Source organism: Streptococcus sp. SV2, from assembly GCF_030440175.1.
Lineage (GTDB): Bacteria > Bacillota > Bacilli > Lactobacillales > Streptococcaceae > Streptococcus > Streptococcus raffinosi.
In genome coordinates, this window is the sequence record NZ_JAQFJQ010000014.1 from 35528 (window position 1) to 48986 (window position 13459).

Annotated in this window: 13 protein-coding genes; 12 read left to right on the forward strand and 1 reads right to left on the reverse strand. The window is 37.5% G+C overall.

Going from position 1 to position 13459, the window contains the following annotated elements:
- Positions 1-113 precede the first annotated feature (113 nt).
- The 11 genes from PCY14_RS07680 (at position 114) to rpsD (ending at position 12406) form a co-directional block, all read left to right on the forward strand.
- Positions 114-695 carry a LysM peptidoglycan-binding domain-containing protein gene (locus PCY14_RS07680; RefSeq protein ID WP_002888141.1) on the forward strand — a complete coding sequence of 194 codons (582 nt, stop codon included), beginning with the start codon at positions 114-116 and terminating at the stop codon, positions 693-695.
- Between the two features lie 154 nt (positions 696-849).
- The gene (locus PCY14_RS07685; protein WP_021152691.1) at positions 850-1533 is read left to right on the forward strand and encodes a transglycosylase SLT domain-containing protein; all 684 of its coding nucleotides are present in this window, start codon (positions 850-852) and stop codon (positions 1531-1533) included.
- Positions 1534-1677: 144 nt separating this feature from the next.
- Positions 1678-3387 (forward strand): hypothetical protein, encoded by a 1710-nt coding sequence (locus PCY14_RS07690; RefSeq protein WP_301363379.1) that lies wholly within the window; start codon positions 1678-1680, stop codon positions 3385-3387.
- Between the two features lie 144 nt (positions 3388-3531).
- Positions 3532-4653 carry a tRNA 2-thiouridine(34) synthase MnmA gene (gene mnmA, locus PCY14_RS07695; protein ID WP_021152688.1) on the forward strand — a complete coding sequence of 374 codons (1122 nt, stop codon included), beginning with the start codon at positions 3532-3534 and terminating at the stop codon, positions 4651-4653.
- A gap of 18 nt (positions 4654-4671) precedes the next feature.
- On the forward strand, positions 4672-5283 hold the full coding sequence (locus PCY14_RS07700) for a MarC family protein (protein ID WP_021152687.1): 612 nt from the start codon (positions 4672-4674) through the stop codon (positions 5281-5283).
- Between the two features lie 183 nt (positions 5284-5466).
- Positions 5467-7368 (forward strand): tRNA uridine-5-carboxymethylaminomethyl(34) synthesis enzyme MnmG, encoded by a 1902-nt coding sequence (mnmG, locus tag PCY14_RS07705; protein ID WP_021152686.1) that lies wholly within the window; start codon positions 5467-5469, stop codon positions 7366-7368.
- A 73-nt stretch (positions 7369-7441) separates the two neighbouring features.
- Positions 7442-9406, forward strand: a complete 1965-nt coding sequence (locus PCY14_RS07710; RefSeq protein WP_293919910.1) for a DHH family phosphoesterase — start codon at positions 7442-7444, stop codon at positions 9404-9406.
- A 1-nt stretch (position 9407) separates the two neighbouring features.
- Positions 9408-9866 carry a 50S ribosomal protein L9 gene (gene rplI, locus PCY14_RS07715; protein WP_008535997.1) on the forward strand — a complete coding sequence of 153 codons (459 nt, stop codon included), beginning with the start codon at positions 9408-9410 and terminating at the stop codon, positions 9864-9866.
- A 42-nt stretch (positions 9867-9908) separates the two neighbouring features.
- Entirely contained in the window at positions 9909-11270 is a 1362-nt protein-coding gene (gene dnaB / locus PCY14_RS07720; RefSeq protein WP_021152683.1) for a replicative DNA helicase, read from the forward strand.
- Between the two features lie 23 nt (positions 11271-11293).
- Positions 11294-11596: a Veg family protein gene (locus PCY14_RS07725; protein ID WP_002888157.1), complete on the forward strand. Its 303-nt coding sequence runs from the start codon at positions 11294-11296 to the stop codon at positions 11594-11596.
- Positions 11597-11794: 198 nt separating this feature from the next.
- Positions 11795-12406 (forward strand): 30S ribosomal protein S4, encoded by a 612-nt coding sequence (gene rpsD, locus PCY14_RS07730; protein ID WP_002885833.1) that lies wholly within the window; start codon positions 11795-11797, stop codon positions 12404-12406.
- A 224-nt stretch (positions 12407-12630) separates the two neighbouring features.
- Here rpsD and PCY14_RS07735 read toward each other — a convergent pair whose 3' ends face one another.
- Positions 12631-12819: a hypothetical protein gene (locus tag PCY14_RS07735; protein ID WP_021152682.1), complete on the reverse strand. Its 189-nt coding sequence runs from the start codon at positions 12817-12819 to the stop codon at positions 12631-12633.
- Positions 12820-12934: 115 nt separating this feature from the next.
- Here PCY14_RS07735 and PCY14_RS07740 point away from each other — a divergent pair, with 115 nt between their 5' ends.
- A complete protein-coding gene (locus PCY14_RS07740; protein ID WP_021152681.1) occupies positions 12935-13297 on the forward strand; it encodes a DUF1304 domain-containing protein in 363 nt (120 codons plus the stop codon).
- Positions 13298-13459: the final 162 nt, after the last annotated feature.

Consider the following 13459-nt stretch of genomic DNA (forward strand, 5'->3'; position numbering starts at 1 on the left):
AATTCCCATATAGACTAAGCCATTTTATTTGCTTATTAGTCATCACCAAATAAAATAATAAAATATCATTGGCTAATATGGACTGAACTATAGATAGATAAAGGAGCATCATCATGCAAACAAAGAATACATCTAACACTAAAAAATTGGGTCTTTTTGGACTTGTTACAGTGGCAACGCTTGGGGCAACAGCTTTAGCTAATGCAGAAACTTACACAGTTCAAAAAGGTGATACCCTTTCAGCTATTGCCAAGAAGAATGGTACTACTGTCGATGAAATTGTTTCAAAAAATGGCATTCAAGATGCCAATAAGATTTCCGTAGGTCAAAACTTAACAATTAATGAAACTACAGAAGAGACTACAGAAGCCTCAGCTACGCCAACTACAACTGAAGCAGTTGCTGAATCAGCACAATCGGCAGAGTCTACACAAAGTGAAAGTACTCAAACAACAAATACAAGTCTTTCTTCCTCAGAGGCAGCTGCCAAGGAAGAAATTGCTCAACGTGAGTCAAGCGGTAGCTATACAGCTCAAAATGGCCAATATTATGGACGTTATCAATTGGCTGCCTCATATTTAAATGGGGACCTATCTCCTGAAAATCAAGAGAAAGTAGCGGATAATTATGTAGCAAGCCGTTATGGTTCATGGACTGCAGCTCTAGCTTTCTGGAATGCTAACGGTTGGTATTAAGCTAAAACCTCATACAAATATGAAGAAAATGCCAGATTTTTGGCATTTTTTTATTTAAATGATAAATCATTGTAACATTAGACACATTACAAATAATGCACAGTAATATTACTAAGTTATGATGAATGTGGCTAGAATAAACTAGGAGGGATTTATGTTTAAAAAAAGTTATAAAGGACGTCGTGTCAAATTAGCAGCAAAAAAATCATTGACAGTGCCAGTAGCAATTGTAACAAGTTTTATTGTCGTTTTGGCAGTATCTCTTTCTACACTAATCAATAAGGGATTGGTTAATGCATTTTCAGATTCTGTTACACCGACTCCTTCACCAACGTCAACAGCGACAGAATCAACAGCAGATTTAGTCAAATCATCAACTATTAGCTCCAACAAAGAGAAAAAAGCTAACAAAGAAAACGTTGAAGAAAGTAAGCCTCAATCTGAGACAACAAGTGAAACAGTAGAAACACCTCAACAGTCTCAGCCAGAGACTACTACAACAAGTACTGAAACTACACAAACTTCAGATAAAGGGACAACACCTGCAGTTGCTGCGAGTGGCAATGGCTCAGTTATCCTTTCGAATGGCAATACTGCAGGAGAAATCGGCTCTTACGCCGCAGCACAAATGGCGGCTGCCACTGGCGTCCCTCAGTCAACTTGGGAGTCAATTATTGCGCGTGAGTCAAACGGTGATCATACCGTAGCAAATGGTTCAGGAGCATCGGGTCTTTTCCAAACAATGCCAGGATGGGGCTCAACAGCAACTGTTGAGGACCAAATTCAATCGGCTTTGAACGCCTATAATGCGCAAGGATTGTCAGCTTGGAATTACTAAGAAATTAAAGAAGTTGGGAGGAGACTCCCAGCTTTTTATTCTAGATGTAAGTAAGAGTCGTTTTATAGGGTTTTAGATTAGATTGTAACTATTATTAGGTAGGAATAGGCCTTTCTGTTATAATAAAAAATGAAAGGTTTGACAATGAAACAAATATTTAAATCAAGAGAGAGATTGTGGGTTAGTCTTTTTATTATTTCTTTTGCTATATTACTGGTTACACCACAGCTATTTACTAGAAAAGTCATTTTAGGATCAGATTCTATATTTCACTATAACAGGTTTTATGAAGCTGCTATGCAATTAAAGAATGGTAATTTTTCTTACTTTCTATCCTTATATGGTTTTCAACAGTCTGGACGTATTGTTAATGCCCTATATGGCCCTTTTTTTGCCTATTTACAAGGAGGGCTTATTTTAATAAGTGGTACTTGGTTCCGTTATCAGATTGTTTCTAGGGTATTGTTACATATATTGGCTGAATCTTCAATGTATGCGTTACTTAAGCAGTGTAAAGTTAAGACAAGCATTGCTTTGTCACTAGGTTTACTATATGCAACGACATTCTCTATTCAATATTGGACGATGCGTCAAGGCTTTTCTAGTTGGGGAGCTGCTCTATTACCCTATTGTTTCATTCCTGCTATTCATTATGTATTTTATCAACGAGTAGATCAAGTTAGACTAGCCCTATCAATGGCTTTAATTTTTCAGATTCATGTGCTTAGTGCTTTAATGCTAGCTATGATGTATCTTCCTTTTTATCTTTACACTTTTGTAAAGGCGACTACTTATAAAAAAAAGGAAACTATTTTAAAAGTCTTAATAGCAGTTATTCTTTTTCTTTTATTGACTGTAAATGTATGGGGGGTGCTTCTCTATCTAAGAGGTGCGAATCATCTTTTAGATCCATTTATCAATAGGGAGATAGGTAAGAATGGAATTGATGGGACAGCAAGATATTGGCTATACACTCCAATATCCTTAATGGTTTTACTCATTTTACAGTTTATTTACGCTATTGTAAATTGGAAAAAACTAGCAAGATGGAAGCGAATACTACATTTTATTTATTTCGTTTTCTTCTTTTTATCAACAGGTCTTTTTCCATGGCAGTATCTGGTAGAAAATGGAAATACTTTTGCTGAGTTGATCCAATTCCCATTTCGCTTTTTTGTTCCAGCTACTATATTGCTGTTGGCGATTACAGGGTTGACTGTCACACGTTTTGTAAATTGGCGAAAAAGTATTGCTGTTTTATTATTTGCCTTTGCAGGGGTTGGGCTAATTCAAAATATAATGGATACTACAGATCGTGTAAAGAGTGCAGCTCAAGATGGTGAACTTATTTCCATTGTTAAACATACTTACGTTGAAGGAGATTATCAGACGATAAGTCTTACCATGAATGACAGTGACCTGTCACAGTTTTTAAATTTAGTTGTCAAATCCACACCAGATTATGTACCTATCTATGGGACAATAGGTAAGCAAAACACTTACGATCTTTATTATGAAAACATTGTTATGAATCAAAGAACCGAAAAGTTAATTAAAGATAACTACCTCGTATTAACTTGGCAAGCTGATGAAGGGGAGGAATTGAATCTACCGATAGTTGTATATAAAGATTCCATCTTGATACTAAATGGTAAAGAACTAGACAAGGATGACTATAACTTGTCAACGATTGGTACGCCGACCGTTTCATCGCAAGAAGGAAAAAATAAACTTGAGTTACGGTATCAAGAACCAGAATGGTTATTTGTAGCAATAAGTGCCCCACTTGTAGTTTTAGGAACAATAGGTTTACAGTGGCTTTACACAAAAATAAGTATAAAAAAGGTTGCCTAGTGGTAACCTTTTTGCATTATTCTTTAATCATGATATAATTAAGCTTGCGTGCTTTTACGCTTCAAAATCGACCTTCAAATCGATATTTGAATAACTAGACCCTTCAAGTCTATGTTAATTTTTATTTGATGGGAGGAGTTATCAATGACTGATAATTCAAAAACACGTGTTGTTGTCGGTATGAGTGGTGGCGTTGATTCATCAGTGACAGCCTTACTTTTAAAAGAGCAAGGCTATGATGTAATTGGTGTTTTCATGAAAAACTGGGATGACACAGATGAATTTGGTGTATGTACAGCAACCGAAGATTATAAAGATGTGGCAGCAGTAGCTGATCAGATTGGTATCCCGTATTACTCTGTCAACTTTGAGAAAGAGTACTGGGATCGTGTATTTGAGTATTTCCTTGCAGAATACCGCGCAGGTCGTACTCCTAATCCAGACGTTATGTGTAATAAGGAAATCAAGTTCAAGGCTTTCCTAGACTACGCTATGACATTGGGAGCAGACTACGTGGCTACAGGACATTATGCTCAAGTTGTTCGTGATGAAGATGGCATTGTCCATATGTTGCGTGGTGCAGATAACAATAAAGATCAAACCTACTTCCTTAGTCAGCTTTCACAAGAGCAGTTGCAGAAAACGATGTTTCCATTAGGACATCTACAAAAGCCAGAAGTTCGTGAGATTGCTGAACATGCAGGTCTTGCAACAGCCAAGAAAAAGGATTCGACAGGAATTTGTTTTATTGGTGAGAAAAACTTTAAAGAATTTCTTAGCCAATACTTGCCAGCTCAAAAAGGTCGTATGATGACTGTAGATGGTCGTGACATGGGTGAACATAACGGACTCATGTATTACACCATTGGTCAACGTGGTGGTATGGGCATTGGTGGCCAAAAAGGTGGCGATAATGCTCCTTGGTTTGTAGTTGGGAAAGATCTTTCGAAGAATATTCTTTACGTGGGTCAAGGTTTCCACCATGAGTCATTGATGTCAACTTCTCTTGACGCTTCAATGATTCATTTTACTCGAGATATGCCTGAAGAATTTGACATGGAGTGTACAGCAAAATTCCGTTATCGTCAACCTGATAGTAAAGTTACTGTAAAGGTTAAGGGTGATAAAGCAGAGGTTATTTTTGCTGAACCTCAGCGTGCGATTACACCTGGTCAAGCCGTTGTTTTCTATGATGGTCAGGAATGTTTGGGTGGCGGTATTATTGACCAAGCCTATAAAGATGGAAAAGTTTGTCAATATATCTAGATGAATGAAGTAAAAAGTATGAGTTCTCAATTTTTTTATGCATTTATGTCCTTCTTTGCCATAATGAATCCCATTTCAAACCTTCCTGCTTATATGGCTTTAGTAGCAGATGATAGTCAAAAGATTTCACGAAAAATTGCATTTAAGAGTCTTTTAATTGCCTTTATAATTGTTACAGTCTTTGTCTTTTCTGGAGATTTGATTTTCAAAGTTTTTGGAATTACAATTGTTTCTTTCAGAATTGCTGGTGGAATATTAGTGGCCGTTATCGGTTATCATATGATTAATGGTAATCATTCACCTAGCTATAAAGGAATGGAGCAGCAAGCAGTAAATTCAGATCCAATGTCTATTGCTATTTCTCCTCTTGCAATGCCGCTTTTTGCAGGACCAGGAACAATTACAACTGCCTTAAGCTTGGCTAATGGAGGTTTGCGGAATCAACTAATAACCGTAGTTGCTTTTGCTCTACTATGTGTCATCACTTATCTCCTACTAAGAAGTGCAAAACAAATTGCAGGCTTCTTGGGAAAAAATTTGATGAAAATTATAACGAAATTTATGGGACTATTACTATTTTCAATAGGTATCCAAATGATTATCACTAGTGTTCAGTCATTAATCAAATAGTGATTTGATTTGACAAAATGATTTGATTTGATACAATAACTTTAACAATAGTCATGATGGTCAAAGCTCATGGGAATTGTGCGTTTTTTGCGTACAGTTTTCTGGAGTTTTGGCTATTTTTGTAGAAAAATATCAGAGAAAGGATAAGGCAGCTGATTGTAAGTCACTGCATAAATCAAAAAAATGTCTTACAGGTTTGATGAAAATTATGATGTAATCGTTGTTGGAGCTGGTCACGCTGGTGTGGAAGCTAGTTTGGCCGCAGCTCGCATGGGTTGTAAGGTTTTACTAGCCACTATCAACCTCGAGATGCTGGCTTTTATGCCATGTAACCCTTCTATCGGTGGGTCAGCTAAGGGAATTGTTGTTCGTGAAATTGATGCCCTTGGTGGAGAGATGGGTAAAAATATTGATAAAACTTATATTCAAATGAAAATGCTTAATACCGGTAAGGGGCCTGCTGTTCGAGCCTTGCGTGCACAAGCAGATAAAGCTTTGTATGCTATGACAATGAAACATACAGTTGAACGCCAGGAAAACCTGACCCTCCGTCAATCAATGATTGATGACATACTTGTTGAAGATGGTAAGGTAGTTGGTGTAAGAACGGCAACAAATCAAAAATATGGAGCTAAGGCAGTTATTGTAACAACAGGAACGGCTTTGCGTGGTGAAATTATCCTAGGTGAGCTCAAATATTCTTCAGGTCCTAATAATAGCCTTGCATCTGTTACATTGGCAGATAACCTGAGGGATCTTGGCCTTGAAATAGGAAGATTTAAAACGGGTACCCCTCCTCGTGTTAAGGCATCATCAATTAATTACGAAGAAACTGAAATTCAACCAGGTGATGAAAAGCCAAATCATTTTTCATTCTTGTCGAAAGATGAAGACTATCTTCAGGATCAAATACCTTGTTGGCTAACTTATACGAATCAAGAGAGCCACGATATTATCAATAATAATTTACACCGTGCACCAATGTTTTCAGGTATTGTCAAGGGTGTAGGACCTCGTTATTGTCCATCAATCGAAGATAAAATTGTCCGATTTGCCGATAAGAATCGTCATCAGCTTTTCCTTGAACCAGAGGGACGAGAAACTGAGGAAGTGTATGTACAAGGGCTTTCAACAAGTTTGCCTGAAGATGTTCAAAAAGAATTGCTTCACTCAATCAAAGGTCTTGAAAAAGCGGAGATGATGCGAACTGGTTATGCGATTGAATATGATATCGTTCTCCCTCATCAATTACGTGCAACACTTGAAACGAAGTTGATTTCGGGTCTCTTTACAGCAGGACAAACCAACGGAACTTCTGGATACGAGGAGGCAGCTGGCCAAGGTCTAGTTGCTGGTATTAATGCGGCTCTTAAAGTTCAAGGTAAACCTGAGCTTATCCTCAAACGTAGTGATGCCTATATTGGTGTAATGATTGACGATCTTGTCACGAAAGGAACCTTGGAGCCATATCGTTTATTAACATCACGCGCGGAGTATCGCCTCATATTACGTCATGACAATGCTGATATGCGCTTGACACCTATTGGTCGAGAAGTTGGTTTGGTTGACGATGAACGTTGGAATATCTTTGAAATTAAGAAAAATCAGTTTGACAGTGAGTTGACACGTCTGTCAAAAGAAAAATTGAAACCTGTCAAAGAAACGAATGAAAAAATTCAAGCCCTAGGCTTTAAGCCCTTGACAGATGCCATGACTGCTAAAGAGTTTATGCGTAGACCAGAGATTGATTATGCCACAGCTACTCAGTTTGTAGGTCCAGCTTCAGAAGATTTGGATGCTAAGATTATAGAGTTGCTTGAGACTGAAATCAAGTACGAAGGGTATATCAATAAAGCTTTGGATCAAGTAGCCAAGATGAAGCGTATGGAAGAAAAGAGAATTCCGAAAAATATTGATTGGGATGCTATTGATTCTATCGCTACTGAAGCTCGTCAAAAATTTAAGAAAATTAATCCTGAGACCATTGGTCAAGCGAGTCGTATTTCAGGGGTCAATCCAGCAGATATCTCTATTCTGATGGTCTACCTTGAAGGCAATAATAAGGCCCGTCGTAAAGTGGACTAACGGTAGTAATGCGTTTAAAAGCCTTTTAATTAGGGCTTTTTTATGTTATAATTACTAGATTAAGAGGTTTTATATGAAAAGATTTCACTTTGCAACGATTCATCTTGTAATGATAGGGTTAATTCTTTTTGGAATTGCTACCATCTTTGTTCGTATTTTAAAATCTGAGTCTGCACTCATTTTTGCGCTTTTTATCATTATGGTAGTGGTTGTTGCCTTATTACATTACCAAAAGACAACATACGAATCCTTGGAAATAGAACAATTAGATGAACTAAATCAGGATGTTGAAGATTCTTTGAAGACCCTTCTTGGAAAAATGCCTGTTGGGGTAATTACTTTTGATGAGAATGATTATATTGAATGGTTTAATCCTTATGCGAAGCTAGTACTTTCGGATGAAAACGGAAACTTCAATAAGCAATTGGTTGCTAATTTTATTGCTCAGAAGCGTAAAGGATCACCATCCAATGTGATTACAGTTGGCGAAAACAAATATGCTGCTTTTGTTGACTTTGATAATAAGTTGATTTACTTTATTGATAATGTTTATAATCATGATACGAATACAGACCCAAATATGACACGTCCTGTTATCGGTATTATTTCAGTCGATAACTACGACGATGTGACAGGAAGTTTGCCAGATGCAGATGTTTCAAAGATCAATACATTCGTGGCAGGTTTTATTTCAGAGTTTGCCAAAGCTAAACACATCCATTATCGACGTATTGAAGGTGACCGTTTTTACTTTTTCACTAATTACAGGGTTTTGATGGAGTTCATGAATCAAAAGTTTTCTGTTTTAGATGATTTTCGTCAACAGGCTCAAGAACGTGGTTTACCACTGACACTGAGTATGGGGATCTCATTTGGAACAATTAAGCATGATCAAATCGGACAAGTGGCTTTGCAGAATCTTAACATTGCCCTTGTTCGTGGTGGGGATCAGGCTGTAGTCAAGGAAAATGACGATCACAAAGAATTACTATACTTTGGCGGAGGTTCTGTCTCAACGGTCAAGCGTTCTCGCACAAGAACAAGAGCTATGATGACAGCGATTTCGGATAAGTTGAAAACAGTCGAAAGAGTATTTGTTGTTGGACACCAGAATTTGGATATGGATGCCCTAGGTGCTACCGTCGGAATGGCTCACTTTGCTAGTCAGATTGTTCGAAAGAGCTTTGCTGTTTACGATGATGAATCTATGAATGCTGATATTGCGCGTGCAGTTAATCGTTTGAAGGAGGATGGACAGTCACCACTGATTACACTTTCAGAGGCTGAGGAACTGGTTAATCAGAATTCATTGCTGATTATGGTCGACCATTCTAAAGTAAATCTGACTTTATCTAAGAGTTTCTATACTCGATTTAACGAAGTTATTGTCGTAGACCACCATCGTCGTGATGATGATTTCCCTGAAAATGCCGTTTTGACCTTTATTGAAAGTGGAGCAAGCTCCGCTTGTGAGTTGGTTACGGAATTGTTGCAATTTCAAGGGGCTCCAGAGCGGTTAAGTAAAATTCAAGCTTCTATCCTCATGGCAGGCATAATGCTAGATACGAAAAACTTCTCTACTCGTGTAACAAGTCGAACGTTTGATGTTGCCTCATACCTTCGTAGTTTAGGAAGTGATAGTGGAGAGATTCAAACGATTTCGGCTACGGACTTTGAGGAGTATCGACGTATTAATGAGTTGATTTTAGCAGGTGATCGAATTACCAACGATATTATCGTTGCTATGGGTGAAGATCATAAATGCTACAATAATGTTGTCATTTCAAAAGCAGCAGATACGATGCTTGCTATGGCTGGAATCGAAGCCACTTTTGTTATCGCTCGTACAAGCGATTCTACGGTAAATATATCTGCTCGAAGTCATAAAACAATTAATGTGCAACGTATTATGGAAAAGTTAGGTGGCGGAGGGCATTTCAACTTAGCTGCCTGTCAAATAAGAGATTGTGGTGTTGCGCAGGTAAAAAATAAATTAATTGAAACTATTATGGGAGAGTTGGCTCCTAAGGAGGACTAAAATGAAAGTTATTTTCTTACAAGACGTTAAAGGAAAAGGAAAAAAAGGTGAAATCAAAGAAGTACCGTCAGGTTACGCTCAAAACTTCTTGATTAAAAAGAACCTTGCTAAGGAAGCAACAAACCAAGCCATCGGTGAGTTGAAAGGTAAACAAAAATCTGAAGAAAAACATGCTGCAGAGTTGTTAGCTGAAGCAAAATACGTTAAAGAGCAACTTGAGAAGGAAGAAAATCGTCTTCAATTTACTGAGAAGGTTGGACCAGACGGTCGTACTTTTGGTTCAATTACAGCCAAAAAGATTGCAGAAGGACTTCAGAAACAATTTGGAATCAAGGTTGATAAACGTCATATTGAACTTGAACACCCTATTCGTGCGATTGGTTTGATTGAGGTTCCTGTAAAGCTTCATAAAGAAGTAAGTGCAAAAATTAAGCTTAATATCAAAAATAGTGCTGAGTAAACCTTGACACTATAAGTAAATCTTGTAAAGGAGGGAGTAATTGTGTCAGAACCTCAAGAATTACGGGTACAACCTCAGGACTTAGTGGCTGAGCAGTCTGTTCTGGGTGCTATTTTTATTAATCCTGACAAGTTGATTGCAGTTCGAGAATATATCGAAGCAGATGACTTTTACAAGTATTCCCATCGTGTCATTTTTAAAGCAATGGTGACTCTGTCGGATCGAAATGAAGCCATTGATGCCACGACAGTACGTACCATTCTAGATGACCAAGATGACCTCCAAAATATAGGGGGTATTTCTTATCTTGTAGATTTGGTCAATAGTGTACCCACATCTGCCAATGCTGAATACTATGCTAAAATTGTGGCTGAGAAAGCCATGCTTCGTCGTATTATAAGTAGATTGACAGAGACTGTCAACCAAGCCTATGAGGGTTCAACTGAATCTGATGAAATCATTGCAAATGCTGAAAAAGCCTTGGTGGATGTTTCGGAGCATAGTAATCGTAGTGGTTTTCGTAAAATATCTGAAGTTCTTGATGTCAACTTTAATACTTTGGAGATGCGTTCACAACAAACGTCGGATGTTACCGGATTACCAACTGGTTTCCGTGATCTTGACAAAATTACAACAGGTTTACACCCTGATCAATTAATTATTTTAGCAGCTCGTCCTGCTGTTGGTAAAACAGCTTTCGTTCTAAACATTGCTCAGAACGTTGGCACCAAGCAAAATAAAGCTGTTGCAGTTTTCTCCCTAGAGATGGGGGCGGAAAGTTTAGTAGATCGTATGTTGGCTTCAGAAGGTATGATTGATTCCCATGCTTTACGTACAGGTCAATTGACAGAGCAAGATTGGAATAATGTTATGATTGCTCAGGGAGCTCTGGCCGAGGCACCTATTTACATTGATGATACTCCTGGTATTAAGATTACTGAGATTCGGGCACGGTCTCGTAAATTGTCACAGGAAGTAGAGGGTGGTCTAGGTCTTATTGTCATTGACTATTTACAGTTGATTACAGGGACACGGCCAGAAAATCGCCAACAAGAGGTATCAGATATTTCGAGACAGTTAAAAATTTTGGCCAAGGAGCTCAAAGTTCCTGTAATTGCCTTGAGTCAGTTATCTCGTGGCGTGGAACAACGTCAGGATAAACGTCCTGTGTTGTCTGATATCCGTGAATCAGGATCTATCGAGCAGGATGCCGATATTGTTGCCTTTTTATATCGTGAGGATTACTATCGAAAAGAAGGCAAAGAACCAGGTAACGAGATTGAAGATAATACAATTGAAGTTATTCTGGAGAAAAATCGTGCTGGAGCGCGTGGAACGGTTAAATTGCTATTTCAAAAAGAGTATAATAAATTTTCATCGATTGCTCAGTTTGAGGAATCATAACTTTCAGATTTAAGGAGATATATATGAGTGATGCATTTGCAGATGTTGCCAAGATGAAAAACATCAAGGAAGCTATTAAGGCCCATGAAGGTCAGTTGGTGGAATTGACCCTAGAGAATGGTCGTAAACGTGAAAAGAACAAGATTGGCCGTTTGACGGAAGTCTATCCATCGTTGTTTATTGTTGAATATCAAGACTTCAGTTCTCAAGCAGGAGCTATTAACAATAGTTATGTTGAGTCTTATACTTATTCAGACATCTTAACTGAAAAGACCCTTATTCGCTATTTGAGTCCTGAGGAACAGGCTGAAATTGAGAATAAATAATAAAAAGCCTTTACTTGGGCTTTTTTTCGTGGTAAACTATTAAAGTATGTGAAATAATAGCAGGATAAAATGAAGCTCGTCAACAGGAAGTCAGCTAAAAAAGTAACCTTTGCTGTTTGGGCGAAGTCTTTCTGAACGAATCAGGTTTATCTAAAACGTTATTTCCTAAAAAATATTTTTTATAGGAGGACATTATTAATGTCACGTTATACAGGTCCATCATGGAAACAATCACGTCGCCTTGGTTTCTCACTTACAGGAACAGGTAAAGAATTGGCACGTCGTAACTACGTACCAGGTCAACACGGTCCAAACAACCGTTCAAAACTTTCAGAATACGGTTTGCAATTGGCTGAAAAACAAAAACTTCGTTTCTCATACGGTTTGGGTGAAAAACAATTCCGTAACTTGTTCGTACAAGCTACTAAAGTTAAAGGTGGAACACTTGGTTTCAACTTTATGGTTCTTTTGGAACGTCGTCTTGACAACGTTGTTTACCGCCTTGGTCTTGCAACTACTCGTCGTCAAGCACGTCAATTCGTAAACCACGGTCATATCCTTGTTGATGGTAAACGTGTTGATATTCCATCATACCGCGTTGAAGTTGGTCAAGTAATTTCAGTTCGTGAAAAATCAGCTAAAGTTCCTGCTATCCTTGAAGCAGTAGAAGCTACTATCGGACGTCCAGCATTCGTATCATTTGATGCTGAAAAACTTGAAGGTTCATTGACACGTCTTCCAGAACGTGATGAAATCAACCCAGAAATCAACGAAGCACTTGTCGTTGAATTCTACAACAAAATGCTTTAATTTTAAGATTATTGTATCAAAGCCCATTTTTATGGGCTTTTTCTTTGTTTTCAAAGACTATTTCGACAATTTGCTTACCTTTTTGCTTACTTTTATATAGATTTTAGAGCCATTTCATAGAATGAGACGTCTTTTCTGTTTTCTAATATAAAAAATCCCCTAGTCTATCTAATACAAGTGACTAGGGGTTCGAAATATTATGATAGATGACTTTGAGGTATTGATTATTTATTATCCAATCCACCTTCGAAATCTGCTGAAACATTCTCAACGTAGTTAGTGAAGTAGGTTTCAAAATCTTTTTTTAGTTGGTCGTACTCCTCTTCGGAGTAATCTCTATCCTCTATATAAGCCTGAAATCTAGGGATTTTCAAATCTTTTTGGAGACGCTGGATTACTTCTGTCTTTGTCATAAAAACCTCTCTTTCACACTTTATTTTACCATATTTTAAATCGAATAAAGCATTTAGGTTGTTTTAGAGTTTTACTTTTGATATACTGTCAAAGTTACTCAAGAAGGGAGATATAATGTCTATTATTACACTAATTTTAGCTGGGATTGTTGCTTTGGAACATCTCTATATCATGTATTTGGAAACTTTTGCGACGCATTCGGACACGACTAGTCGTGTTTTCAATATGAGCAAAGAAGAACTTCAACGTGATTCTGTTACAAACTTATTTAAAAATCAAGGGATTTACAATGGTTTGATTGCTGTGTTCCTCTTGTATGGTATTTTTACAAATAGTCAACTACTTGTAACGATTTTTGTCCTTAATGTTTTCTTTGCTGCTGTTTATGGTGCTGTAACTGCTAATAAGAAAATTATTTTAACTCAAGGTGGACCTGCAATTTTGACCTTGTTTTCACTTATTATCCCTTTATTTTAGGGACTTAATTGTAGAAGAAAAAAGCTGCTTTAACCTGATATAGTCCTACTTAAGTAGACAGTAAAAATACATAAAGTACTGTTTACGAAAGTAGGATTTTTATTATGTCTAGAAAAAGTAAGGTTTCTTTTGAAGGCAAGCTGAGGGCTGTTACCTGGTATC

Coding starts and splice junctions, on each gene's coding strand:
- mnmA (WP_021152688.1), top strand. CDS start 3,532: ATGACTGATAATTCAAAAACACGTGTTGTTGTCGGTATGAGTGGTGGC.
- PCY14_RS07735 (WP_021152682.1), bottom strand. CDS start 12,819: ATGACAAAGACAGAAGTAATCCAGCGTCTCCAAAAAGATTTGAAAATC.
- PCY14_RS07700 (WP_021152687.1), top strand. CDS start 4,672: ATGAGTTCTCAATTTTTTTATGCATTTATGTCCTTCTTTGCCATAATG.
- PCY14_RS07710 (WP_293919910.1), top strand. CDS start 7,442: ATGAAAAGATTTCACTTTGCAACGATTCATCTTGTAATGATAGGGTTA.
- PCY14_RS07690 (WP_301363379.1), top strand. CDS start 1,678: ATGAAACAAATATTTAAATCAAGAGAGAGATTGTGGGTTAGTCTTTTT.
- PCY14_RS07725 (WP_002888157.1), top strand. CDS start 11,294: ATGAGTGATGCATTTGCAGATGTTGCCAAGATGAAAAACATCAAGGAA.
- PCY14_RS07685 (WP_021152691.1), top strand. CDS start 850: ATGTTTAAAAAAAGTTATAAAGGACGTCGTGTCAAATTAGCAGCAAAA.
- PCY14_RS07740 (WP_021152681.1), top strand. CDS start 12,935: ATGTCTATTATTACACTAATTTTAGCTGGGATTGTTGCTTTGGAACAT.
- rpsD (WP_002885833.1), top strand. CDS start 11,795: ATGTCACGTTATACAGGTCCATCATGGAAACAATCACGTCGCCTTGGT.
- mnmG (WP_021152686.1), top strand. CDS start 5,467: ATGTCTTACAGGTTTGATGAAAATTATGATGTAATCGTTGTTGGAGCT.
- PCY14_RS07680 (WP_002888141.1), top strand. CDS start 114: ATGCAAACAAAGAATACATCTAACACTAAAAAATTGGGTCTTTTTGGA.
- rplI (WP_008535997.1), top strand. CDS start 9,408: ATGAAAGTTATTTTCTTACAAGACGTTAAAGGAAAAGGAAAAAAAGGT.